Source organism: Citrobacter sp. CFNIH10 (genome assembly GCF_002934585.1).
In the GTDB taxonomy this organism is placed as follows: domain Bacteria; phylum Pseudomonadota; class Gammaproteobacteria; order Enterobacterales; family Enterobacteriaceae; genus Citrobacter_A; species Citrobacter_A amalonaticus.
Genome location: NZ_CP026216.1, coordinates 882820 through 905373 on the forward strand (window position 1 = coordinate 882820; position 22554 = coordinate 905373).

General features: G+C 51.0%; 18 protein-coding genes and 6 pseudogenes. 16 read left to right on the plus strand and 8 right to left on the minus strand.

Annotated elements, in window-relative coordinates; all coding sequences use genetic code 11:
- Window positions 1-21 precede the first annotated feature (21 nt).
- The 5 genes and pseudogenes from C2U53_RS07710 to C2U53_RS07730 all read left to right on the plus strand — a co-directional run bounded on the left by C2U53_RS07710 (window position 22) and on the right by C2U53_RS07730 (window position 4371).
- Window positions 22-888: a hypothetical protein gene (locus C2U53_RS07710; RefSeq protein ID WP_044253519.1), complete on the plus strand. Its 867-nt coding sequence runs from the start codon at window positions 22-24 to the stop codon at window positions 886-888.
- 9 nt (window positions 889-897) lie between these two features.
- Complete coding sequence (locus tag C2U53_RS07715) at window positions 898-1329, plus strand: hypothetical protein (protein ID WP_061069309.1); 432 nt, start codon at window positions 898-900, stop codon at window positions 1327-1329.
- 27 nt (window positions 1330-1356) lie between these two features.
- The gene (locus C2U53_RS07720; RefSeq protein WP_061069310.1) at window positions 1357-1788 is read left to right on the plus strand and encodes a DUF1240 domain-containing protein; all 432 of its coding nucleotides are present in this window, start codon (window positions 1357-1359) and stop codon (window positions 1786-1788) included.
- Window positions 1789-2166: 378 nt separating this feature from the next.
- Window positions 2167-2922 (plus strand): annotated as a pseudogene (locus C2U53_RS07725) (transcriptional regulator MalT); the annotation flags it as partial.
- A 186-nt stretch (window positions 2923-3108) separates the two neighbouring features.
- Entirely contained in the window at window positions 3109-4371 is a 1263-nt protein-coding gene (locus tag C2U53_RS07730; RefSeq protein WP_000608644.1) for an IS1380-like element ISEcp1 family transposase, read from the plus strand.
- Between the two features lie 489 nt (window positions 4372-4860).
- Here C2U53_RS07730 and C2U53_RS07740 read toward each other — a convergent pair whose 3' ends face one another.
- The 3 genes and pseudogenes from C2U53_RS07740 to C2U53_RS07750 all read right to left on the minus strand — a co-directional run.
- Window positions 4861-5505 carry a quinolone resistance pentapeptide repeat protein QnrB19 gene (locus tag C2U53_RS07740; protein WP_012954666.1) on the minus strand — a complete coding sequence of 215 codons (645 nt, stop codon included), beginning with the start codon at window positions 5503-5505 and terminating at the stop codon, window positions 4861-4863.
- 93 nt (window positions 5506-5598) lie between these two features.
- Window positions 5599-5754 (minus strand): annotated as a pseudogene (locus C2U53_RS07745) (helix-turn-helix domain-containing protein); the annotation flags it as partial.
- Window positions 5741-6061, minus strand: a pseudogene (locus tag C2U53_RS07750) (PAS domain-containing protein); the annotation flags it as partial. The pseudogenes C2U53_RS07750 and C2U53_RS07745, both read right to left, overlap by 14 nt.
- Before the next feature lie 121 nt (window positions 6062-6182).
- Here C2U53_RS07750 and C2U53_RS07755 point away from each other — a divergent pair.
- The 3 genes and pseudogenes from C2U53_RS07755 (at window position 6183) to C2U53_RS07770 (ending at window position 8293) form a co-directional block, all read left to right on the plus strand.
- Window positions 6183-6887, plus strand: coding sequence for an IS6-like element IS26 family transposase (locus tag C2U53_RS07755; RefSeq protein WP_001067855.1), 705 nt, complete (start codon window positions 6183-6185; stop codon window positions 6885-6887).
- A 39-nt stretch (window positions 6888-6926) separates the two neighbouring features.
- A pseudogene (locus C2U53_RS07760) lies at window positions 6927-7025 on the plus strand (AAA family ATPase); the annotation flags it as partial.
- Window positions 7026-7411: 386 nt separating this feature from the next.
- Window positions 7412-8293, plus strand: a complete 882-nt coding sequence (locus tag C2U53_RS07770; protein WP_004199234.1) for a carbapenem-hydrolyzing class A beta-lactamase KPC-2 — start codon at window positions 7412-7414, stop codon at window positions 8291-8293.
- A 249-nt stretch (window positions 8294-8542) separates the two neighbouring features.
- Here C2U53_RS07770 and C2U53_RS07775 read toward each other — a convergent pair.
- A pseudogene (locus C2U53_RS07775) lies at window positions 8543-9736 on the minus strand (IS1182-like element ISKpn6 family transposase); the annotation flags it as partial.
- A gap of 2 nt (window positions 9737-9738) precedes the next feature.
- On the opposite strand from C2U53_RS07775, the pseudogene malT reads away from it, so the two are divergent.
- Window positions 9739-11691 (plus strand): annotated as a pseudogene (gene malT, locus C2U53_RS07780) (HTH-type transcriptional regulator MalT); the annotation flags it as partial.
- 27 nt (window positions 11692-11718) lie between these two features.
- Here the strand turns inward: malT and C2U53_RS07785 are convergent.
- Window positions 11719-12627, minus strand: coding sequence for a LysR family transcriptional regulator (locus tag C2U53_RS07785; protein WP_044263828.1), 909 nt, complete (start codon window positions 12625-12627; stop codon window positions 11719-11721).
- Window positions 12628-13043: 416 nt separating this feature from the next.
- On the opposite strand from C2U53_RS07785, the gene C2U53_RS07790 reads away from it, so the two are divergent.
- From C2U53_RS07790 to C2U53_RS07815, 6 genes are all read left to right on the plus strand, one after another.
- Complete coding sequence (locus tag C2U53_RS07790; RefSeq protein ID WP_042998441.1) at window positions 13044-14348, plus strand: CitMHS family transporter; 1305 nt, start codon at window positions 13044-13046, stop codon at window positions 14346-14348.
- Between the two features lie 34 nt (window positions 14349-14382).
- Window positions 14383-15726, plus strand: a complete 1344-nt coding sequence (locus tag C2U53_RS07795) for an acyclic terpene utilization AtuA family protein (RefSeq protein ID WP_044263838.1) — start codon at window positions 14383-14385, stop codon at window positions 15724-15726.
- Window positions 15723-16022: a hypothetical protein gene (locus C2U53_RS07800; RefSeq protein WP_044263840.1), complete on the plus strand. Its 300-nt coding sequence runs from the start codon at window positions 15723-15725 to the stop codon at window positions 16020-16022. Before C2U53_RS07795 ends, C2U53_RS07800 begins: the two co-directional genes overlap by 4 nt.
- Before the next feature lie 89 nt (window positions 16023-16111).
- The gene (gene atoD / locus C2U53_RS07805) at window positions 16112-16768 is read left to right on the plus strand and encodes an acetate CoA-transferase subunit alpha (protein ID WP_104445775.1); all 657 of its coding nucleotides are present in this window, start codon (window positions 16112-16114) and stop codon (window positions 16766-16768) included.
- Entirely contained in the window at window positions 16768-17427 is a 660-nt protein-coding gene (locus C2U53_RS07810; protein ID WP_061069311.1) for a 3-oxoacid CoA-transferase subunit B, read from the plus strand. The genes atoD and C2U53_RS07810 overlap by 1 nt, the downstream gene beginning before the upstream one ends.
- Window positions 17424-18602: an acetyl-CoA C-acetyltransferase gene (locus C2U53_RS07815; protein WP_061069312.1), complete on the plus strand. Its 1179-nt coding sequence runs from the start codon at window positions 17424-17426 to the stop codon at window positions 18600-18602. Before C2U53_RS07810 ends, C2U53_RS07815 begins: the two co-directional genes overlap by 4 nt.
- A 46-nt stretch (window positions 18603-18648) precedes the next feature.
- Here the strand turns inward: C2U53_RS07815 and C2U53_RS07820 are convergent, their stop codons facing one another.
- The 3 genes from C2U53_RS07820 to glpE all read right to left on the minus strand — a co-directional run bounded on the left by C2U53_RS07820 (window position 18649) and on the right by glpE (window position 20660).
- Window positions 18649-19407, minus strand: coding sequence for a DeoR/GlpR family transcriptional regulator (locus tag C2U53_RS07820; RefSeq protein WP_042998447.1), 759 nt, complete (start codon window positions 19405-19407; stop codon window positions 18649-18651).
- A 15-nt stretch (window positions 19408-19422) separates the two neighbouring features.
- Window positions 19423-20253 (minus strand): rhomboid family intramembrane serine protease GlpG, encoded by an 831-nt coding sequence (gene glpG / locus C2U53_RS07825; RefSeq protein WP_042998448.1) that lies wholly within the window; start codon window positions 20251-20253, stop codon window positions 19423-19425.
- A gap of 74 nt (window positions 20254-20327) precedes the next feature.
- Complete coding sequence (gene glpE / locus C2U53_RS07830; RefSeq protein WP_042998449.1) at window positions 20328-20660, minus strand: thiosulfate sulfurtransferase GlpE; 333 nt, start codon at window positions 20658-20660, stop codon at window positions 20328-20330.
- Window positions 20661-20857: 197 nt separating this feature from the next.
- Here glpE and glpD point away from each other — a divergent pair, with 197 nt between their 5' ends.
- Entirely contained in the window at window positions 20858-22366 is a 1509-nt protein-coding gene (gene glpD, locus C2U53_RS07835; protein ID WP_104445776.1) for a glycerol-3-phosphate dehydrogenase, read from the plus strand.
- The last annotated feature ends 188 nt before the right edge of the window (window positions 22367-22554 follow it).

Genomic DNA, 22554 nt, shown 5'->3' on the forward strand with positions numbered 1-22554 from the left:
TAACATATATAAGGAAATAGCATGCGTCATCGTCCCTCTTCTTCGTTGTACGAGAACACTTCACGTCATCCCGATGGCGATCCGCTGCGCGGCTCAGCAGACATCCACTGGAGTTCAATGAACCCTGTGCAGCGCGATATGGCTTTTATGGATGGATCATTCATCACACAACACCACCATATCCTCCTGTTGACGATAGAAGAAGCACAGCAAGTCGTGGATGACTTAATGGGAGGAATTGATCAGTTTTTTTCGTACCGCGCAGCGCCGGGGAATATGAAAGATGGACTGGATGCCTTTCGCAGTCTGTCTAAGCTCACAACATATTACAACCCGGCTAACGAATTGGTTTTTAACTTTACTGTATTAAAAATTAAAGCGATCGAGTACAACGTGGGCGGCAAAGCCTATATAAAAATTACGGGATACCCTGCGTTACGCCGTATTCTTAACGGGACCCGCTACGGTGCCAGGCATCCGCAAATACTGGAAATGGCCATCGGTAAACGTGGGCTTTACAACAGTATCAGCAGTGGTGTCAGATATTGCCTCTATTTTTCTCTGGCCTGGCGAGCCATCGAATTGATTTTTAAATCAGATTATCAGATGGTGGATTTTCTGGTCGATATTTCAATGGACATGGCTAAAGCGGTAGTGTCGGGGGTTGTGATTGGGGTGGTCGCGGGAGTTTTGACTTTAATTAGTGCACCAATAATTGTTGCAATTGGATTCATAGTTGCCATAGGAATAGGTCTCAACATTGGACTTAACATAATTGATGACAAATTGGGGCTATCAAATGCGTTAAAAGAAAAGCTTCGTGATTATATACATCATCATAAAAATTACGATTATGGATTCGACTCTCCCTACTTTGACTCATTTTAAGGAGGACTTATGAAGAAATTATTTATGCGGCTAATGTATTTTTTGCTGATTATATTTCTCCTTGGCATTCTTGATTTACAAATATTTGGTTTTGTTATGACCGATTTTTTATCATTGATAAGAATGGGTGATGTAATCACATATCACCATACGTGCTTACTAATAAGTGGAATACCGTTAATGTTGTATACAACCTTTGCTATGGTACGGGTTTTATTCAGCAATGATTTGCAATACAAAGCCCTTCCTGATCCTTTTGAAGTCTGGGTGCTGGGCACTGGCGCGCTCTTTTTTGCTATCGGCTTTATTGCAAACTTTATTGTCCTGCTTTTATTTCTGGTATCGTCATATCACTCCTGCCCACAGGACAACCTTCATGATTATCATGTGACTGATGTTAAGCTTTGCGAAACCCTTGTTGATAATCGTAGTTTTTTTTAACTCTCATTTATGTACAGGCAAACAGGCATGCGAAAATTACGACTCCAAATCATAATTATTTTTTTTATTATTTTTTGTTTTGGCTTTTTGGATTTCTTATTCTTTGGATTGGTTATGACGGATTTTTTATCTTTAATGAGGATGGGAGACGTTATTTCTTATAATCAAACTTGTGCACTTATAGGAGCTATACCTCTGGTCATGTATGTTGTGATTGCTATGGTTCGTGTTTTATTTACCGATGATTTGCAATACAAGGCACTTCCCGATCCTTTTGAAGGATGGGTTCTCGCCGCTATCACCTTATTCTTTATTATCGGTTTTATTGCTAACTTTATTGTGCCATTTCTGTTGCTGGCACTTTCCTACCACTCCTGCCCACAGGACAACCTTCATGATTATCATGTGATTGATGTTAAGCTTTGCGAAACCCTTGTTGATAATCGTAGTTTCTGGTAGGAGCAGTCATAGAAACTGCTAATAATAACGAGAATAAGATTACCTTTTTTTATATCGATAACATCCTCACCTTTTGATTACCCTTTGTCGGTAAAAATTTTATCACGGTAAGTTACAATTTCGCCTGTCACAGAGAGGATCGTAAGCCTATACAAAGTGTCAGGACTCTTCAGTAAAAGTAAATACCCCGGCATCCCCTCCGCCAACCGTATCCAGTAGAGGTTATCCATCAGATAAATTTGTGATGTAGTGCAAATTAAGGCGGTTCATTACCGGACATACCTTGCAAAAGTTCCTAATCTGGCCGACCTTATATCTATTAATTACGAAGCGCAAAAAAAATCGCAGTCCCCCATTTTCCACAGTGAAGTGTTAACTATGTTGATTCCGTCTAAACTAAGTCGTCCGGTTCGTCTCGACCATACAGTGGTACGTGAGCGCCTGTTGGCTAAACTTTCCGGCGCGAACAATTTCAGGCTGGCCCTGATCACAAGTCCTGCAGGTTATGGGAAGACTACGCTCATTTCACAATGGGCCGCCGGGAAAAGTGAACTCGGCTGGTACTCACTGGATGAGGGCGACAACCAGCAGGAGCGTTTTGCCAGCTATCTGATTGCCGCGGTACAGCAGGCCACTAACGGTCATTGCACCACCAGCGAAGTGATGGTGCAAAAACGGCAGTATGTCAGTCTGACTTCGCTTTTTGCGCAGCTCTTTATTGAGCTGGCGGAATGGCATCGCCCGCTGTATCTGGTCATCGACGATTACCATCTGATCACTAATCCGGTGATTCATGAGTCCATGCGCTTCTTCCTGCGTCATCAGCCTGAAAATCTCACGCTGGTGGTACTGTCGCGTAATTTACCGCAGTTGGGGATTGCCAACCTGCGCGTGCGCGACCAGCTTCTGGAGATAGGCAGTCAGCAACTAGCCTTTAATCATCAGGAAGCCAAACAGTTTTTTGACCGCCGCTTATCCTCCCCCATCGAAGCCGCCGAAAGCAGCCGGATGTGTGACGATGTGGCAGGCTGGGCGACCGCATTACAGCTCATCGCCCTCTCTGCGCGGCAAAACAACCACTCTGCGCATCAGTCTGCACGCCGTCTGGCGGGAATTAACGCCAGCCATCTTTCACCTAGATTCTACGTCAGTACTTCAAAAAGCATAATCAAAGCCTTGATAAATATGCATTCCTTCGAAATTCAGCTTTCACCCATTGGGTGAAAGAAAAGTGCTCAAAAATATGTTAAATTATCAGCTTTTATGACTCGATATATGGTAAAATAATAGTAAGAAAAGTAGTAAAAAGGGGTTCTAATTATGATTAATAAAATTGATTTCAAAGCTAAGAATCTAACATCAAATGCAGGTCTTTTTCTGCTCCTTGAGAATGCAAAAAGCAATGGGATTTTTGATTTTATTGAAAATGACCTCGTATTTGATAATGACTCAACAAATAAAATCAAGATGAATCATATAAAGACCATGCTCTGCGGTCACTTCATTGGCATTGATAAGTTAGAACGTCTAAAGCTACTTCAAAATGATCCCCTCGTCAACGAGTTTGATATTTCCGTAAAAGAACCTGAAACAGTGTCACGGTTTCTAGGAAACTTCAACTTCAAGACAACCCAAATGTTTAGAGACATTAATTTTAAAGTCTTTAAAAAACTGCTCACTAAAAGTAAATTGACATCCATTACGATTGATATTGATAGTAGTGTAATTAACGTAGAAGGTCATCAAGAAGGTGCGTCAAAAGGATATAATCCTAAGAAACTGGGAAACCGATGCTACAATATCCAATTTGCATTTTGCGACGAATTAAAAGCATATGTTACCGGATTTGTAAGAAGTGGCAATACTTACACTGCAAACGGTGCTGCGGAAATGATCAAAGAAATTGTTGCTAACATCAAATCAGACGATTTAGAAATTTTATTTCGAATGGATAGTGGCTACTTTGATGAAAAAATTATCGAAACGATAGAATCTCTTGGATGCAAATATTTAATTAAAGCCAAAAGTTATTCTACACTCACCTCACAAGCAACGAATTCATCAATTGTATTCGTTAAAGGAGAAGAAGGTAGAGAAACTACAGAACTGTATACAAAATTAGTTAAATGGGAAAAAGACAGAAGATTTGTCGTATCTCGCGTACTGAAACCAGAAAAAGAAAGAGCACAATTATCACTTTTAGAAGGTTCCGAATACGACTACTTTTTCTTTGTAACAAATACTACCTTGCTTTCTGAAAAAGTAGTTATATACTATGAAAAGCGTGGTAATGCTGAAAACTATATCAAAGAAGCCAAATACGACATGGCGGTGGGTCATCTCTTGCTAAAGTCATTTTGGGCGAATGAAGCCGTGTTTCAAATGATGATGCTTTCATATAACCTATTTTTGTTGTTCAAGTTTGATTCCTTGGACTCTTCAGAATACAGACAGCAAATAAAGACCTTTCGTTTGAAGTATGTATTTCTTGCAGCAAAAATAATCAAAACCGCAAGATATGTAATCATGAAGTTGTCGGAAAACTATCCGTACAAGGGAGTGTATGAAAAATGTCTGGTATAATAAGAATATCATCAATAAAATTGAGTGTTGCTCTGTGGATAACTTGCAGAGTTTATTAAGTATCATTGCAGCAAAGATGAAATCAATGATTTATCAAAAATGATTGAAAGGTGGTTGTAAATAATGTTACAATGTGTGAGAAGCAGTCTAAATTCTTCGTGAAATAGTGATTTTTGAAGCTAATAAAAAACACACGTGGAATTTAGGTATTTGTATTGAGGATGTCAGTAAACGGGATGACATGGCTGAAGTTGAGATTATAAATAAGACATGGCTTCATGATTCGGGAGTGGTTATTCGTTGTTCTCGCGAAAATGAATTGGTTAGATATTCATCAAATTCCTGTCCAGAATGCAGCATTAGATGGCATGTCGTTGATGCGGTAGGTCAGGATATTCGTCCACTGGAGAAAACGTTTCACAATGCTTGCCAGGAGTCGTACTGGTTAAAAGTAAATCGTCAAACGCATCTCCCGGTGTAAACGCTGAACTAACCAATCACAGCGATGCCAAGCCGCTCCATGAGCAACGATGCCTGGTAGCTGTCTAACTTAACGCCTTGTAAATCAACACCCCGAATATCTAAGTCACCTAACTCCGAATTGGTCAGATCGCAATGTGTGAAGTTTGCTGCTCGCCAGTCGAAAGTCGAAAACTCGCCGCCGGAGAGATCTGAACCACTGAACGTCGCACCCAGTACCTGAGTCCCCATCCAGCGGTTTTCCCACAGCTCACACTTTTCCAACACGACTTTCGAAAAATTGGCGTAGCTTAGATTAGTATTAGTGATATATGCGCTGCAAAACCAGGTGCGCGTGGTGATCATATTCATAAAGCTTGCACCGCGGAAATCTGCGCCTTGTGCGCGGCAGTGGCGAATTTCAATGCCCAAGGCACTGACGTTGCGGAAATCTGCCATTGATAAATCACAGCTTTTGAAAATGGCATCTTTCAGCATTGCGCGACTAAAATTGCACCCTTTCTGACTTTCGCGATCATAGAACTGGCAGCCGATAAATTCAGTGCCGCTCAGGTCGGCACCTGAAAAATCGCAGTTAAAAAATGTACTATTTTCAACTTTCTCACCGGTGAAGCGATTTCTGTCAATTTTTTCGCCAACTAATGCCAGAGTCATATCTATGCCTGTGTTTTTATACAGTAATGACGCCATGGTAAACCTTATGACGTTATGCGTCAAACCCGCCAGTATGACACCTGCAAATGCGTATTAGATCTGGTGTTTCTTCAGCAAGGCACGTAGCTGATGATAAGTCAGACCCAGTAATTCAGCGGCTTTTTTCTGGTTAAATTTAGCCTGCTGTAAGCTGGTTTGTAGAAAGTCTTTCTCTTGCTGCTGCTGGAATTCACGCAGATCCAGCGTTAGCTATTGGCGTTACATAAGCACTTACCCAATAGTGGTCGCCATTTTTACAGCGATTTTTTACTAGCCCCATCCATGAGCGGCCAGATTTTAATGTACTCCACATATGCTCAAATGCAGCAGGCGGCATATCTGGGTGTCTTACGATGTTGTGAGGCTGGCCTAATAGTTCTTCCTCAGTGAAACCACTGATTTTAATGAAGTCAGGATTAACGTACGTGATATGGCTTTGAGGGGAGGTAGTCGAAAGAATATTGGCATCTTTTGGGAGTTCTAAGTTTCGACCCGTCACTGGTAAATTCTGGCGCATAAGAACCTCAAGGGTTGGCTGTTTTATTTTATTGTTTTCGGCATTAAGCCCAATTTCTGGCACTGTTGCAAATAGTCGGTGGTGATAAACTTATCATCCCCTTTTGCTGATGGAGCTGCACATGAACCCATTCAAAGGCCGGCATTTTCAGCGTGACATCATTCTGTGGGCCGTACGCTGGTACTGCAAATACGGCATCAGTTACCGTGAGCTGCAGGAGATGCTGGCTGAACGCGGAGTGAATGTCGATCACTCCACGATTTACCGCTGGGTTCAGCGTTATGCGCCTGAAATGGAAAAACGGCTGCGCTGGTACTGGCGTAACCCTTCCGATCTTTGCCCGTGGCACATGGATGAAACCTACGTGAAGGTCAATGGCCGCTGGGCGTATCTGTACCGGGCCGTCGACAGCCGGGGCCGCACTGTCGATTTTTATCTCTCCTCCCGTCGTAACAGCAAAGCTGCATACCGGTTTCTGGGTAAAATCCTCAACAACGTGAAGAAGTGGCAGATCCCGCGATTCATCAACACGGATAAAGCGCCCGCCTATGGTCGCGCGCTTGCTCTGCTCAAACGCGAAGGCCGGTGCCCGTCTGACGTTGAACACCGACAGATTAAGTACCGGAACAACGTGATTGAATGCGATCATGGCAAACTGAAACGGATAATCGGCGCCACGCTGGGATTTAAATCCATGAAGACGGCTTACGCCACCATCAAAGGTATTGAGGTGATGCGTGCACTACGCAAAGGCCAGGCCTCAGCATTTTATTATGGTGATCCCCTGGGCGAAATGCGCCTGGTAAGCAGAGTTTTTGAAATGTAAGGCCTTTGAATAAGACAAAAGGCTGCCTCATCGCTAACTTTGCAACAGTGCCATATCCTGACCCTGAGCGGCGAAAGCTACCGCTTGAAGGACAAGAGGAAGGCGGGAGTGGTCAGGAAAAATTCCAAACCCGAATGATCCAGGTGGGTCAGTATTACTTTGGTGATTCAGGGGTAAAGTGGGTCAGTTTTCAGTTGGTGTTGACACCGGCGTACCCTCGGTGCTATCTTCGCGCCCCAATAGTCGGGGCTTGGCCAGGACTTCCTGAGGCCGTCCGTAACGTGGATGCCGAGGTCAGGCGAGGTGGCCGACCCATGAACGCCGACCTGATTCGTTTTTCAATAGCGCTGGACGTTGTGGTGCCAGGGACTTACCAACCCGATGTGTGCCCATCCGGGGCAGTTACAGCCGTTACAGCCTCTGGAGAGGGAGCGGCTTGCCGCTCGGTGATAATCCCAGCTGTAGCGGCCTGATTACATCCGGCCGCTACACCTAGCTCCACCTTCAAACAAGGAATATCGTTGATGTCACTGTATCGCCGTCTAGTTCTGCTGTCTTGTCTCTCATGGCCGCTGGCTGGCTTTTCTGCCACCGCGCTGACCAACCTCGTCGCGGAACCATTCGCTAAACTCGAACAGGACTTTGGCGGCTCCATCGGTGTGTACGCGATGGATACCGGCTCAGGCGCAACTGTAAGTTACCGCGCTGAGGAGCGCTTCCCACTGTGCAGCTCATTCAAGGGCTTTCTTGCTGCCGCTGTGCTGGCTCGCAGCCAGCAGCAGGCCGGCTTGCTGGACACACCCATCCGTTACGGCAAAAATGCGCTGGTTCCGTGGTCACCCATCTCGGAAAAATATCTGACAACAGGCATGACGGTGGCGGAGCTGTCCGCGGCCGCCGTGCAATACAGTGATAACGCCGCCGCCAATTTGTTGCTGAAGGAGTTGGGCGGCCCGGCCGGGCTGACGGCCTTCATGCGCTCTATCGGCGATACCACGTTCCGTCTGGACCGCTGGGAGCTGGAGCTGAACTCCGCCATCCCAGGCGATGCGCGCGATACCTCATCGCCGCGCGCCGTGACGGAAAGCTTACAAAAACTGACACTGGGCTCTGCACTGGCTGCGCCGCAGCGGCAGCAGTTTGTTGATTGGCTAAAGGGAAACACGACCGGCAACCACCGCATCCGCGCGGCGGTGCCGGCAGACTGGGCAGTCGGAGACAAAACCGGAACCTGCGGAGTGTATGGCACGGCAAATGACTATGCCGTCGTCTGGCCCACTGGGCGCGCACCTATTGTGTTGGCCGTCTACACCCGGGCGCCTAACAAGGATGACAAGCACAGCGAGGCCGTCATCGCCGCTGCGGCTAGACTCGCGCTCGAGGGATTGGGCGTCAACGGGCAGTAAGGCTCTGAAAATCATCTATTGGCCCACCACCGCCGCCCTTGCGGGCGGCATGGATTACCAACCACTGTCACATTTAGGCTAGGAGTCTGCGCGGCAGAGCCGTGTGACCGGTTTTCTGTAGAGCACTGACGATGGCGGCGGCGCTCTCTGCAATTGGCAAGGCGTCGGCGCCAAGGATACCAATCTTGCGGCGCGCGGCGTGTTATGACGACTGGGGTGCATTTGAGCCGCCCCATTTAACCTTCGCCCTCACAGATACGCCATTCGCCTCAGATTTAGCGCCATGCAGACGAGCTTCCACTCGGCTTGCACCTTGTCCAGGCCCCTCATGCTGAACTGACGCAATCCCATCACCGCCTTGATCCAACCATTCGGAGCCTCCACGATCGACTTGCGCCGGCGGTAAGCTGCATCGCCTTGCTCCGTTTTCAATTTCGCCGCAATCGCCGCCGTATGCGGATGGGTCTTGGCATTGACCTTGGCATCTTCACGTCCCTCGCGGCCGAGGGCAACGATGACATCGCCGTGGTGATCGGCGACCTTTGCCAGAACAGCCTCACTACGGAATCCCGCATCCGCCAGCGTCTGGGCCGGCATTTCTCCGGTGTTGGCCTGAACTGCTGCCAGCATGCCCAGCAGCGCCTGACTGTCCGCGGCGCAGTTGGTCAACTCCGCCGCCACGATGATCTGGTGCTCGGCATCGACCGCTGTGTACCCGTTGTAGCTCTGCTCGGAGCCACCACCGGCGTGTTTCATGATCCGGCTGTCCGGATCGGTGAAGCTTTCCTGATCACGGTCATCCGGCACACCAAACTCGCGTTTGTACGAGCCACCGCCCTTGTCCGAGCCATCCGGATGGCGAGGCCGGCGGCCATCGTCTTCGCTGCGCCCCCGGGCCTGGTCCGCTTCACGCTGGCGCGCTTCCAGGCGCGCCTTTGCCGCCTGGATCGCCTCCAGGCGCTTCTCGCGGCGAGAAATCTCGGCAGGAATGTCCAGCTCCGGCTCGTTACGCTCCTGGTCGTCGGTAGCCTTGGCGCGATCAAGCAGCGCCTTGATCTCGCAATGCAATTCGTCCTCGGCCGGCTTCATGCGCTTATAGCTCATCGCCTTGTGGCGGCTGGCGTTGGCTTTTACCTTGGTGCCGTCGACCGCGATCGTGCCAAGCTTCACCAGCCCACATTCGCGCGCCAGTTGCACCACCTGAACGAACAAATTCTCAAGCTCGGTCAGGTGTAGGGCACGGAAGTCACTCAGCGTGCGGTGGGCCGGGAAGTTTCCAGCGGCCAGCACACGCAACGCGACATCCTCGTACAGCTTCCTGGCTAGTTTGCGCGAAGAGAAGACGCCGCTCGCGTAACCATAGATCAGCACTTTGACCATCATCGCCGGATGAAACGGCTGATTGCCCGGACCACCGCCGGCATACCGGGCGTGGAATGCGCTTTTCAGATTATCTGGTCGATGAAGTGCTGGACAGCGTCGATGTCAGCACCCGCCTTTTCCTGCTGAAAAGTGCAGTTTTACGGTCAATGAACGATGCGCTGATTGTACGTGTAACCGGCGAAGAAAATGGTCAGATGCGGCTGGAAGAGATCGAGCGGCAAGGGCTTTTCCTGCAACGGATGGATGACTCCGGCGAATGGTTCAGTTATCACCCGCTGTTTGGCAGTTTCCTGCGCCAGCGCTGCCAGTGGGAACTGGCGACCGAGTTACCTGATATCCATCGCGCCGCAGCGGAAAGCTGGATGGCGCAGGGTTTCCCCAGCGAAGCCATCCACCATGCGCTGGCGGCCGGCGATGCGCATATGCTGCGCGATATTTTGCTTAACCACGCGTGGGGATTGTTTAACCACAGCGAACTGGCGCTGCTGGAAGAGTCACTAAAAGCGCTGCCGTGGGAAAGCCTGCTGGAAAACCCGCGTCTGGTGTTGTTACAGGCCTGGCTGATGCAGAGCCAGCATCGCTACAGCGAAGTAAACACCCTGCTGGCCCGTGCCGAACAAGAGATTCAGGGCGTGATGGACAGCACGCTGCATGCCGAGTTTAACGCGCTCCGCGCTCAGGTGGCGATCAACGACGGCAATCCCGATGAGGCTGAACGCCTGGCGAAACTGGCGCTGGATGAGTTGCCCATCGCCTTGTATTACAGCCGTATTGTTGCAACCTCGGTGCACGGCGAAGTGCTGCACTGTAAAGGCGACCTCTCTCGCTCCTTAACGCTGATGCAGCAGACCGAACAGATGGCGCGTCATCATGATGTCTGGCACTACGCGCTCTGGAGTTTGATCCAGCAGAGTGAAATCCTCTTTGCCCAGGGATTCTTGCAGGCCGCCTGGGAAACCCAGGAGAAAGCGTTCCAGTTGATTAAAGATCAGCATCTGGAACAGTTGCCCATGCACGAATTTCTGGTGCGCATTCGTGCCCAACTGCTGTGGGCGTGGGCGCGACTGGATGAAGCGGAAGCCTCTGCGCGCAGCGGTATCGAAGTGCTTTCCGCCTTTCAGCCGCAGCAACAATTACAGTGTCTGGCGCTGTTGGTGCAGTGCTCGTTGGCCCGTGGCGATCTGGACAATGCCCGCAGCCATCTCAACCGCCTGGAGAATCTGCTGGGCAACGGTCACTACCATAGCGACTGGATCTCAAACGCCGATAAAGTTCGGGTGATCTACTGGCAAATGGTCGGCGATAAAAAGTCGGCCGCCAACTGGCTGCGCCAGACGCCGAAACCGGAGTTTGCCAATAACCACTTCCTGCAAGGCCAGTGGCGTAATATCGCCAGAGCGCAAATTCTGCTGGGCGAATTTGAACCCGCAGAAATCGTACTCGAAGAGCTGAATGAAAATGCGCGCAGTCTGCGCCTGATGAGCGATCTTAACCGTAACCTGCTGCTGCTCAACCAACTTTACTGGCAGGCCGGGCGCAAAAATGACGCGCAGCGCGTGCTGCTTGATGCCCTGCAATTAGCCAATCGCACCGGATTCATCAGCCATTTCGTGATTGAAGGCGAGTCGATGGCGCAGCAACTACGCCAGCTTATTCAACTGAATACGCTGCCGGAACTGGACCAACACCGCGCGCAGCGCATTCTGCGTGAGATCAACCAGCATCACCGCCACAAGTTCGCCCACTTTGACGAAAGCTTTGTTGAGCGCCTGCTGAACCACCCGGAAGTACCAGAGCTAATCCGCACCAGTCCGCTGACGCAGCGCGAATGGCAGGTGCTGGGGCTTATCTACTCCGGCTACAGCAACGAGCAAATCGCTGGCGAACTGGCGGTAGCGGCGACCACCATCAAGACGCATATCCGTAATTTGTATCAAAAACTGGGCGTGGCGCACCGTCAGGATGCGGTCCAACACGCGCAGCGGCTGCTGAAAATGATGGGTTATGGGGTGTAGCAAGACGGTCTTTCGCGGGTGTTTACATCACATATGTTCTGACGCGAACTGGTGCGCCTGGCAGGTAATGAATTCCGCAAACGACGCGACGCCAGGCGCGAGATGTCGCCCCTTCGGCGTCACCAGATAGATTGCCCGCTCCAGTGCTAAATCTTCAAACGGTAAAATCACGATATCTTTATGGTTGAACTGGAACAGCGTTAATCCAGTCGTAATGCTGATCCCGTAGTTGGCGGCAATCAGGCCCATCATCGTGGTGAGTTGGCGCACTTCCAGTTGATAATTAAAGCTCATGGCCAGATTTTCGCAGAGCTTATCGGTGTACTGCCGAATGCTGGTGCCGACACTGAAACCAATAAAGGGATAATCGCAAACCTGACTGAGCGATACCGAAGATTGTTGTGCCAGTGGATGTTCGCGATGACAGAGCAGATAAAATTTATCCGAGAACAATAACGTTGAATCGAACGTGGTCAACGAGGGTTGCCCGGCGGTTAATGCCATGTCCGCCTGACCATCAAGTAATGCCTTCAGACAGCGATCCCACTGGGTGTCGATCAGTTTCACATTACTTTGCGGCACCCTCTTACTGTATTTCACCAGTATTTCAGGTAGCCATTCCACTGCCAGCGAAGGCAACACCGCAAGAGTAATATCGTTATTACTACCCGCTACCCGGTCTTTGATTTCGCCCACGGCATCATCATGGCTCTGCACAATCTTGCGCGCCAGATCGAGAAAATGAATGCCATCCGCATTCAGCAACACGCGCCGCGTATCTCTGTCGAATAGCCGGTAGCCAATCTCCTCTTCCAGTGATGCAATCAGGGTACTAAACGCGGGCTGAGAAAGGTTAAACCGCCGGGCCGCCTGAGTAAAACTATCAGCCTCGCTTAATATTAAAAATGCCCTGAGTTGTTTAATCGAAAGATTCATTTCCTGCTCCTGCCATCGAAATCATTAATTATCTTATCGATTTTTAAAATGAATAAAAGGCAGTTAATTTCTTTTTATGACCCACCCCACATTAACCGCAATTTAATTTCTACGTACTGCCCTATCGCCACTAAAGATTATTAAGAAAAATACACTCAACATACATAACAACCCTATGTTTACAAAGTGATTTCTATATTTAAGCAAATTAGCTATAGCATTATTTTTATCTCAAATAGTCGCATTAACCCTTACAACAAATGACTTCATTGGATTTACAAATTAGTACCATCCGGCGCACTGTGATAAAAACTAATGCACTGATAAAACATATATCCCTCTACACACAATTAACATTGCATTTACTTTTATACATTCGAAGCATATAAGTTTATAAAAATATTAAGGAGAAACTCATGCTGGCGCTAATAGGTGTGCTTACTATAGCCACCTTATTATTTTTTATCATGTCCAAAAGGATGTCGCCTCTGGTTGCCCTGATCGTTATTCCGGTGATTGGCGCGCTGGCTGCAGGTTGCGGAACAGATACCGCAAAATATGTGGTCGAAGGCATCACAAAACTGGCCCCGATGGCGGCGATGTTCGTCTTTGCGATCGCTTTTTTTGGCGTTGTGACGGATGCCGGGATGTTTGACCCTATCGTACGCGGTATATTGCGATTCGTAGGGACCAACCCGGTTAAAATCATCATTGGTACGGGCCTTCTGGCACTCATCGCCCACCTTGACGGTAATGGCGCGGTGACCTTCTTAATCACTGTCCCCACCATGCTGCCGCTGTTCAATCGCCTCGGTATGGACAAACGGATCTTACTTGGTATTGTTGCGCTCAGCGCCGGGGTCAACTTTTTACCCTGGACCGGGCCGATGATTCGCGCCTCGGCCGCATTGAACGTCACCACCCATGACCTCTTTATTCCGTTAATTCCAGCACAGCTCGCGGGCCTGACCTTTATGGTCATCATGGGTTGGTACTGGGGTAAACGCGAAGAGAAACGCCTTGGCGCCGCCCACTTTGCTGCGGCCGCAGGTGATTTTTCGCATCATAAGGAACTGACCGAGCAGGAAAAAGTCCTGCGTCGTCCACATCTTTTCTGGGTAAATATCGCGCTGGTTATTGCCGTGATCGGCACAATGGTGTTCACCCGCATCTCCCCCACCGTTGCCTTCATGATCGCCCTGACACTGGCGTTGATGATCAACTATCCGAATGTTGAAATGCAGAAAGAACGGATCAATGCCCACGCAAAAGCGGCGCTGATGATGGCCAGTATCCTGTTCGCGGCGGGGGCATTTACCGGGATCATGGGTGGTGCTGGCATGCTGAAAGCCATGTCTCATGCGGCGGTAGAGTTTATGCCTGCGGCACTGGCATCCCATATTCCGTTCATCGTCGGTTTGATCTCGATGCCGTTGTCGTTGATTTTCGATCCAGACTCTTACTACTTCGGCATTATGCCTGTCGTCGCGCATACCGTGGACATTATGGGTATCCCTGCCATTCAGGTTGCTCAGGCATCGGTGCTCGGTCAGATGACCACCGGCTTCCCGGTCAGTCCACTGACTCCCGCGACCTTCCTGTTGGTCAGTCTTGCCGGTGTCGACCTCGCGGATCACCAAAAATTCTCCATCCCGGTCCTGTGGGCAGCTAGCGTCATTATGACCTTTGCTGCGGCCCTCACCGGCGTCTTCCCGATTTAACAGCACATTTCTTGTTAAGAATTAAGGAAATAAAATGAAAACCATTCGAATTGGTTCCGGAGCAGGCTACGCAGGTGACCGCATTGAGCCTGCGGTTGAACTGGCCGAAAAAGGGGAACTGGATTACCTGGTGTTTGAATGTCTGGCAGAGCGCACCATCGCCATTGGACAAAAACAGAAGCAGCAGGATCCGAACAAAGGCTATAACGAACTGCTCGAAGCGCGGATGCGCGCGGTGTTACCGACCTGTCACGCCAAACGTGTGCGGATCATCTCTAACATGGGTTCCGCCAACCCGCTCGCCGCCGGAAAAGCGGTGTTGAAGATTGCCCAGGAACTGGGTTTACATGGCCTTAAAGTCGCTGTGGTCACGGGTGATGACGTGTTGTCGCTCATACAGTCGATGGACCTGACGCTGGACGAAGCCTGTGTTCCCATCTCTCGCTTTGAAAAAACCTTACTTTCCGCAAACGCATATTTAGGCGCGGCGGGGTTACTGGAAGCACTTGAGTCCGATGCAGATGTGGTGATTGCCGGACGGGTCGCCGACCCGTCGCTTTTTCTTGCACCGATGATGCATAAGTTCAACTGGGCCGCTGATGACTGGCATCACCTGGGCATGGGGACCTGTATCGGTCATCTTCTGGAGTGCGCCGGGCAAATCACCGGCGGATATTACGCCGATCCGGGGGTGAAGGATGTTCCTCATCTGGCACACCTCGGTTTCCCACTGGCTGAGGTCAGTGAAGATGGCAGCGCCACCATAACCAAAGTGGCCGGGTCTGGCGGACTGATCACTGAAGATACCTGCAAAGAGCAACTACTGTACGAGATCCACCGGCCGGATCGTTATCTCACTCCTGACGTGGTCGCTGACTTCAGCCATGTGCGTTTTAGCCAATGCGGCCCGGATGAGGTGCGGGTTACCGGCGCGACGGGTGCGCCACGTACCGAAACGCTGAAGGTTTCTGTCGGTTATCAGGATGGTTTTATCGGTGAAGGCGAAATATCCTACGCCGGCCCAGGTGCGGTAAATCGTGGACGTCTCGCTCTCGACATCGTGCGTGAGCGCTTCGCGATTTGTCACTTTAACGCGCAGGAAGCACGTTACGACCTCATTGGTGTCAATGCGATGCATGGTGAAACGCGCGGTCAGTACAGCGAGCCCTATGAAGTTCGCGCTCGTGTTGCTGCCCGCTGCGCCACTCGTGCGCAGGCGGTTACCGTCGGCAACGAAGTGGAAACACTTTATACCAACGGCCCTGCGGGCGGTGGCGGTGTCATGAAATCGGTAAAAGAAATACTGGCCATGGACTCCACCCTCATTCCGCGTCAATGCGTCCAACACCATATTACCGTACTGGAGAATAAATTATGAAATTACGTGAAATAGCGCATTCCCGCACCGGAGATAAAGGGAATATTTCCAATATTTCATTAATTGCCTGGCGTCCGGAAGATTATTCAACGCTGGCAGAACATGTCACCGCCGAAAGAGTCAAAGTCTGGTTTGGCGATATTGTACAGGGCGAGGTGATTCGCTATGAATTACCGGAACTCGGCGCACTAAATTTCGTGATGCATAAAGCGCTGGGAGGTGGCGTTACTCGCTCGCTGGCGCTGGATATGCACGGCAAAGGGCTGAGCTCCGCGTTGCTGGATATGCCCATTTAATTCTTTTCGGACACGAAGATCTCCATCTTCGGCGGGGTTTCATTACTCCGCCGGGGAATCCTTGTCTTCAAAACAGCAAGTACACAATTATGCAAAACAAAAGAATAACGGCGGAAAAATTCCGCGAACTATTACATGACGGCATGAGCATTATGTTTGGCGGCTTTATGGGCGTCGGAACGCCGGAATATCTGGTGGCTGAAATTATGCGCTCCGGTGTAAAAGCGTTGACGCTCATCGGCAATGACACCGCTTTTGTTGATAAAGGCATTGGTCCGCTGATTTCTAATGGCCAGGTCAAAAAAGTGATCGCCTCTCATATTGGTACCAACCCGGAAACCGGTAAGAAGATGATTTCCGGTGAGCTCGATGTTCAGTTAGTACCGCAAGGGACGCTCGCCGAGCAAATCCGCGCTGGCGGCGCCGGACTGGGGGGATTCCTCACGCAAACCGGGCTGGGCACGGTGGTGGAAGAAAATAAACAAACGCTACGGGTCAACGGTGAGAAATGGCTGCTGGAGCAACCTCTGCGCGCCGATCTCGCCATTCTTCTCGCCAGTCATGCCGATGAGGCAGGCAATCTCACCTATGACCTGACCGCCCGAAACTTCAACCCGGTAATGGCGCTGGCCGCCGATGTGGTTGTGGCTGAAACCCGCGACATCGGCGCGCTGGGAAGCATTCCTCCCGTACACGTCATCACCCCTGGTGCGCTGGTGGATTATCTGTTCGTGGAGGCCCAGTGATGAATGCAAAAGAACGTATTGCGCGCCGCGTGGCACAGGAATTACACGATGGCGACGTCGTCAATCTGGGCATTGGCCTGCCAACGCAGGTCGCGAACTACCTGGCCGAGGATATTCAGGTCACGTTGCAGTCAGAAAATGGTTTTCTTGGCCTCGGCCCGCTGGACGAGGTGAATGCCAGCCTCGTCAATGCAGGCGGTCAGCCTTGTGGCATGATCCCTGGTGCGGCGATGTTCGACAGTTGCTTCTCTTTCGCCCTTATTCGCGGGGGACATGTTGATGTCTGCGTGCTCGGCGGTTTGCAGGTCGATGAACGCGGAAACCTCGCTAACTGGATGGTTCCGGGCAAAATGGTGCCCGGTATGGGCGGGGCGATGGACCTCGTGGCAGGAGCGAAAAAAGTCATTATTGCGATGGAGCACTGTGCAAAAAATGGCGAACCGAAGCTGTTACATCAGTGCAGTTATCCCTTAACGGCGGTCGGCAAGGTCAGCAAAGTCATCACCGAACTCGCCGTATTTAGCTTTGTGAACGGCGAAATGATCCTTGATGAAATCAGCGACACCATCACGCTTGATGAACTTCGTGCGCGCACGGAAGCGAACTTCCATCTTTGTGCACACCTGAAAACATTGCAGCCTGCGGGGACTCTGGCATGAACGACTCGATTGTGATTGTGAGTGCGAAACGCACCCCTATCGGTAAATTTGCTGGCAGCCTGGCTGACGTCCCGGCGGTAATGCTGGGCGCGACCTGTGTCCGGGCAAACCTGCTGGACCTTCCGTCAGATATTAACATTAACGAAGTGATCCTCGGCAACGTGTTGCAGGCCGGATTAGGGCAAAACCCGGCTCACCAGGTGACGCATCACGCAGGCCTGGCGGAGAGCGTTCCGTCATTCACGGTCAATAAAGTCTGCGGTTCTGGCCTGGAAACCGTTGTGCTAGGCGCGCAGTCCATTCTGAGTGGTGATAATCAGACCTGTATTGTCGGCGGGATGGAAAACATGAGCGCCGCCCCCTACCTGCTGGCCCGTGCGCGCCAGGGATACCGTATGGGCAACGGTGAGCTGACAGACGTGATGATCCACGACGGTCTCTGGTGCGCCTTCAATGATTACCACATGGGGGTCACAGCAGAAAACATTGCCAGGCGCTATCATTTAAGCCGTGAAGAGCAGGACCAGGTAGCGCTGGCATCGCAGCAAAAAGCGATAGCCGCGATTAACGCCGGTTATTTCAGACAGGAAATCGTACCGGTGCCCCTGAAGCGTAAAAAAGAGGTCTGCCTGTTTGATACCGATGAGTTTCCACGTCCGGAGACCGATGCCAGTTCGCTGGCGAAACTGCGTCCGGCCTTTGAAAGTACGGGGACAGTCACTGCAGGCAATGCCTCCGGCATCAATGATGCGGCGGCGACGCTGGTCCTGATGTCAGAACGCGCTGCGCGTGCGCATGGGATTACGCCGTTGGCGCGCCTGAAGAGCTGGGCTTCGGCTGGGGTGGATGCCAGTATGATGGGACTTGGGCCAATTCCAGCGACAAAAAGGGCGCTGGAAAAAGCCAAAATGACCGTCAGCGATCTGGATTTAATCGAAGCCAACGAAGCCTTTGCCGCACAGTATCTGGCGGTTGCTCGCGAACTCAATTTCCCGGAAGAGAAAGTGAACGTCAATGGCGGCGCGATCGCGCTGGGGCATCCAATTGGCGCAAGCGGCGCACGGATTCTGGTAACGCTGGTTCACGCGTTGCAGCAGCGCAATAAAACCACCGGGCTGGCAACGCTGTGTATCGGCGGTGGTCAGGGGATCGCCGTGATTGTTGAACGTCTGTAAGCGTGTCGTCTGCATGTCCCCGGCACACCGGGGACATGCAGTACCTTTAACACAGTTCCAGTTGAATATGGTTATCGGTGATCACCTTCATTACCCCTGCTGGGGGCAGAGCATCGGTATATACCGCATCCACCAGACTGATACTGCCCATATTCACCATCGCATTACGGCCAAACTTCGAATGATCCGTCACCAGTATGACGTGGCGGGAATTCTCAATAATTGCGCGCTTGGTACGCACCTCGTGATAGTCGAATTCCAGCAGCGAGCCGTCACTGTCGATGCCGCTGATCCCCAGAATGCCGAAATCCAGGCGGAACTGAGAAATAAAGTCGAGCGTCGCTTCGCCAATAATACCGCCGTCCCGGCTGCGAAGTTCACCACCCGCGAGAATTATGCGAAAATCCTCTTTTACCATCAGCGTGTTCGCCACGTTGAGGTTGTTGGTCACAATACGTAAATTGCTGTGGTCGAGTAGCGCGTACGCCACGGCCTCGGGCGTGGTCCCGATATCAATAAACAGCGTTGAACCGTTAGGGATCTGCGAGGCAACTTTACGCGCAATACGCTCTTTTTCCGCCGTCTGCGTGGCTTTACGATCGTGCCACGGTGTGTTGACGGAACTGGACGGTAGCGCCGCGCCACCGTGATGACGCAGAATCATGTTTTGTTCGGCCAGGTCATTGAGATCCCGGCGAATCGTTTGTGGGCTAACGGAGAAATGCTCCACCAGCTCTTCAGTACTGACGTATCCCTGTTTTTTTACCAGCTCAATGATTGCATCATGTCGTTGTGTTTGTTTCATTGTTATTCCCTGGAACTATGTTCGTTTTCGCGCATTTAACGTATCCGCGAACGCCATTGCCAACCCAACTGCCAGCCCGGCGATATGTGCGCCATTGGCCATCGACATCCCAAACAAATCAAACCATCCGGCGACGATCCAAATCAGCGCGAAAATAATCAGCCCGCGCTGCAGGTAGATTCCGCTTTGCGGATCGCGCTCGCCACGCAGCCAGACGTAACCCATCAGCGCATAAACGACGCCGGAAAGCCCGCCGAACCACGGGCCGCTAAACTTATGCTGTACATATCCGCTCAGTAGGGCGCTGATGACCGTAATCACTATCAGTTTGCCGCTGCCTAAACGTTTTTCAACCGCACCGCCAAGATACCACCACCACAGCAGGTTGAAGAGGATATGCATCAGCGAAAAGTGCATGAAGGCGTGAGTGAAGTAGCGCCAGACGTCAAACTGTAATGATGGGTCAAACGGCCAGGCCAGCCACACCATTACGGTTTGATCGCCAACGATATTCATGACGATAAATACCAGAATGCAGGCCGCCATAATCAGCCAGGTGACCGGGCCGGCACGCTCACGCAGTGTGGCAATAAACGGGAAGCGGCGATAACGCAGTCCACTGCCAGTATGACCGGACTGCCAGCTGGCCGCGAGATAGCGCGGATCGCCAGGGTTCTCCATAAAACGCGCCAGCTCAGCATGCACACGTTCGGCCTGCGTTTCATCCGCCAGCCAGACATCGCTTTGATGATGTTGTTGAATGGTCAGGATAACGCCCTGCGTCGCCATGTAATCAACAAAGGCCTGCGCCACGCGGGGGTTAGCAAAAGAGGTAATCATCAACATGGTTGCTGTCGCTTAATCCATACAAAAGAGGACAGTATATATACCCTTCTAATTTCAAGCTGCATCTTTGTTGGCTATGAAGACGAACCGTATGCCACTTCGGCAGGGAAATGGCGATGCCAGGCGTCAAATCCGCCGTCTACGCTGTAGACCGCGTCATAGCCTTGCTGAAGCAAATATTGCGCCGCGCCTTTGCTGCTGTTGCCGTGGTAGCACATGACCAAAACCGCCGTATCGAAATCGTGATCGCGCATAAACGAGCCCAGCGTGTCGTTCGTCAGGTGAAATGCCTGGGGAGCATGCCCCATCGCATAACTTTGTGGATCGCGGATATCCACCAGTACCGCCGCGCCCTGATGCAGCTTCTGGTGCGCTTCTTCAACATTAATACATTCAAACTGATCCATACATTCTCTTCTTTATCGTGCAGGTGAAACGTTTTCGGCATTTTATCCGTTAGTGTACGTCCCCATGGGAGTGAAACGCCATAATGTTATATGTATCACTGTAAATTGTTTATTCGATGTTACCAATGGAGCGTTTCTTTGCTATTATGCTCGATAACGAACATTTATGAGCCATAACGAAAGCGCACGAGGGCAGCATGGAAACCAAAGATCTGATTGTGATAGGGGGAGGCATCAACGGTGCCGGTATCGCGGCAGATGCCGCTGGACGCGGTTTATCCGTGCTGATGCTGGAAGCGCAAGATCTTGCGTGCGCCACCTCTTCCGCCAGTTCTAAACTGATTCACGGTGGCTTGCGCTACCTGGAACACTACGAATTCCGACTGGTGAGCGAAGCACTGGCTGAACGCGAAGTGCTGCTGAAAATGGCCCCGCATATCGCCTTCCCAATGCGCTTTCGTTTGCCGCATCGCCCGCACCTGCGTCCGGCATGGATGATCCGTATTGGTCTGTTTATGTACGATCATTTAGGTAAACGCACCAGCTTACCGGGTTCTGCCGGTTTGCGTTTTGGCGCAGAATCGGTGCTTAAACCCGAAATCGTGCGCGGTTTCGAATATTCTGACTGTTGGGTTGACGATGCGCGCCTGGTACTTGCCAATGCGCAAATGGTGGTGCGTAAAGGTGGGGAAGTGTTAACCCGCACCCGGGCAACCTCGGCGCGTCGCGAAAACGGTCTGTGGATCGTCGAAGCCGAAGATATCGACACGGGTAAAAAATTCACCTGGCAGGCGCGTGGACTGGTTAACGCCACTGGCCCATGGGTGAAAGAATTTTTTGACGAAGGGATGCACCTGCCTTCGCCATACGGCATTCGCCTGATCAAAGGCAGCCACATCGTGGTGCCGCGCGTCCATACCCAGAAGCAGGCTTACATTCTGCAAAACGAAGATAAGCGTATTGTGTTTGTTATTCCGTGGATGGATGAGTTCTCCATCATTGGTACCACCGACGTCGAGTACAAAGGCGATCCAAAAGCGGTGAAAATCGACGAAAGCGAAATCAATTACCTGCTGAAAGTGTACAACGCGCACTTTAAGAAACAGCTTGGTCGTGATGATATCGTCTGGACCTATTCCGGTGTGCGCCCGCTGTGCGACGACGAGTCGGATTCACCACAGGCCATCACCCGCGATTACACGCTGGATATTCATGATGAAAATGGCAAAGCGCCGCTGCTTTCTGTCTTCGGCGGTAAACTGACCACCTACCGTAAGCTCGCCGAGCACGCGATGGAGAAACTGTCGTCGTACTATCAGGGCATTGGCCCGGCATGGACCAAAGACTGCGTGCTGCCAGGCGGTGAAATCGGTGGCGATCGCGAAGACTACGCGGCGAGACTGCGCCGTCGTTATCCGTTCCTGACCGAATCGCTGGCGCGCCATTACTCACGCACCTACGGAAGCAACACAGAGTGGATCCTCGGCGAAGCCACCTCTGTCGCGGATTTAGGCGAAGATTTCGGCCATGAGTTCTACGAAGCAGAGCTGAAATATCTGGTAGACCACGAATGGGTTCGCCGTGCAGACGATGCGCTGTGGCGTCGTACCAAAGAAGGGATGTGGCTCAACGCCGAACAGCAGTCTCGCATGACCCAGTGGCTGGCAGAGTACGTCGCGAAACATCAGCTTTCACTGGCATCGTAATCTCCTCACGCCCGATAGCGACACGCTATCGGGCGTTTTTATGTTTCCCTCTACAACACAACGCGCACTGCGGTAACGAAACACTTACTTCCCCGCCCCTGAAATCCTCAAAAAACACCGCCATTCCCCGTATGGAATACGTTGCCTGTTCGCGTGTGCGTTCTGTATCCGGCGAAAATCGGTAACCA

Bases quoted from the DNA above. Each gene is read 5' to 3' on its own strand.
- C2U53_RS07710 (WP_044253519.1), top strand. From the start codon at position 22: ATGCGTCATCGTCCCTCTTCTTCGTTGTACGAGAACACTTCACGTCAT.
- C2U53_RS07715 (WP_061069309.1), top strand. From the start codon at position 898: ATGAAGAAATTATTTATGCGGCTAATGTATTTTTTGCTGATTATATTT.
- C2U53_RS07720 (WP_061069310.1), top strand. From the start codon at position 1,357: ATGCGAAAATTACGACTCCAAATCATAATTATTTTTTTTATTATTTTT.
- C2U53_RS07730 (WP_000608644.1), top strand. From the start codon at position 3,109: ATGATTAATAAAATTGATTTCAAAGCTAAGAATCTAACATCAAATGCA.
- C2U53_RS07740 (WP_012954666.1), bottom strand. From the start codon at position 5,505: ATGACTCTGGCATTAGTTGGCGAAAAAATTGACAGAAATCGCTTCACC.
- C2U53_RS07755 (WP_001067855.1), top strand. From the start codon at position 6,183: ATGAACCCATTCAAAGGCCGGCATTTTCAGCGTGACATCATTCTGTGG.
- C2U53_RS07770 (WP_004199234.1), top strand. From the start codon at position 7,412: ATGTCACTGTATCGCCGTCTAGTTCTGCTGTCTTGTCTCTCATGGCCG.
- C2U53_RS07785 (WP_044263828.1), bottom strand. From the start codon at position 12,627: ATGAATCTTTCGATTAAACAACTCAGGGCATTTTTAATATTAAGCGAG.
- C2U53_RS07790 (WP_042998441.1), top strand. From the start codon at position 13,044: ATGCTGGCGCTAATAGGTGTGCTTACTATAGCCACCTTATTATTTTTT.
- C2U53_RS07795 (WP_044263838.1), top strand. From the start codon at position 14,383: ATGAAAACCATTCGAATTGGTTCCGGAGCAGGCTACGCAGGTGACCGC.
- C2U53_RS07800 (WP_044263840.1), top strand. From the start codon at position 15,723: ATGAAATTACGTGAAATAGCGCATTCCCGCACCGGAGATAAAGGGAAT.
- atoD (WP_104445775.1), top strand. From the start codon at position 16,112: ATGCAAAACAAAAGAATAACGGCGGAAAAATTCCGCGAACTATTACAT.
- C2U53_RS07810 (WP_061069311.1), top strand. From the start codon at position 16,768: ATGAATGCAAAAGAACGTATTGCGCGCCGCGTGGCACAGGAATTACAC.
- C2U53_RS07815 (WP_061069312.1), top strand. From the start codon at position 17,424: ATGAACGACTCGATTGTGATTGTGAGTGCGAAACGCACCCCTATCGGT.
- C2U53_RS07820 (WP_042998447.1), bottom strand. From the start codon at position 19,407: ATGAAACAAACACAACGACATGATGCAATCATTGAGCTGGTAAAAAAA.
- glpG (WP_042998448.1), bottom strand. From the start codon at position 20,253: ATGTTGATGATTACCTCTTTTGCTAACCCCCGCGTGGCGCAGGCCTTT.
- glpE (WP_042998449.1), bottom strand. From the start codon at position 20,660: ATGGATCAGTTTGAATGTATTAATGTTGAAGAAGCGCACCAGAAGCTG.
- glpD (WP_104445776.1), top strand. From the start codon at position 20,858: ATGGAAACCAAAGATCTGATTGTGATAGGGGGAGGCATCAACGGTGCC.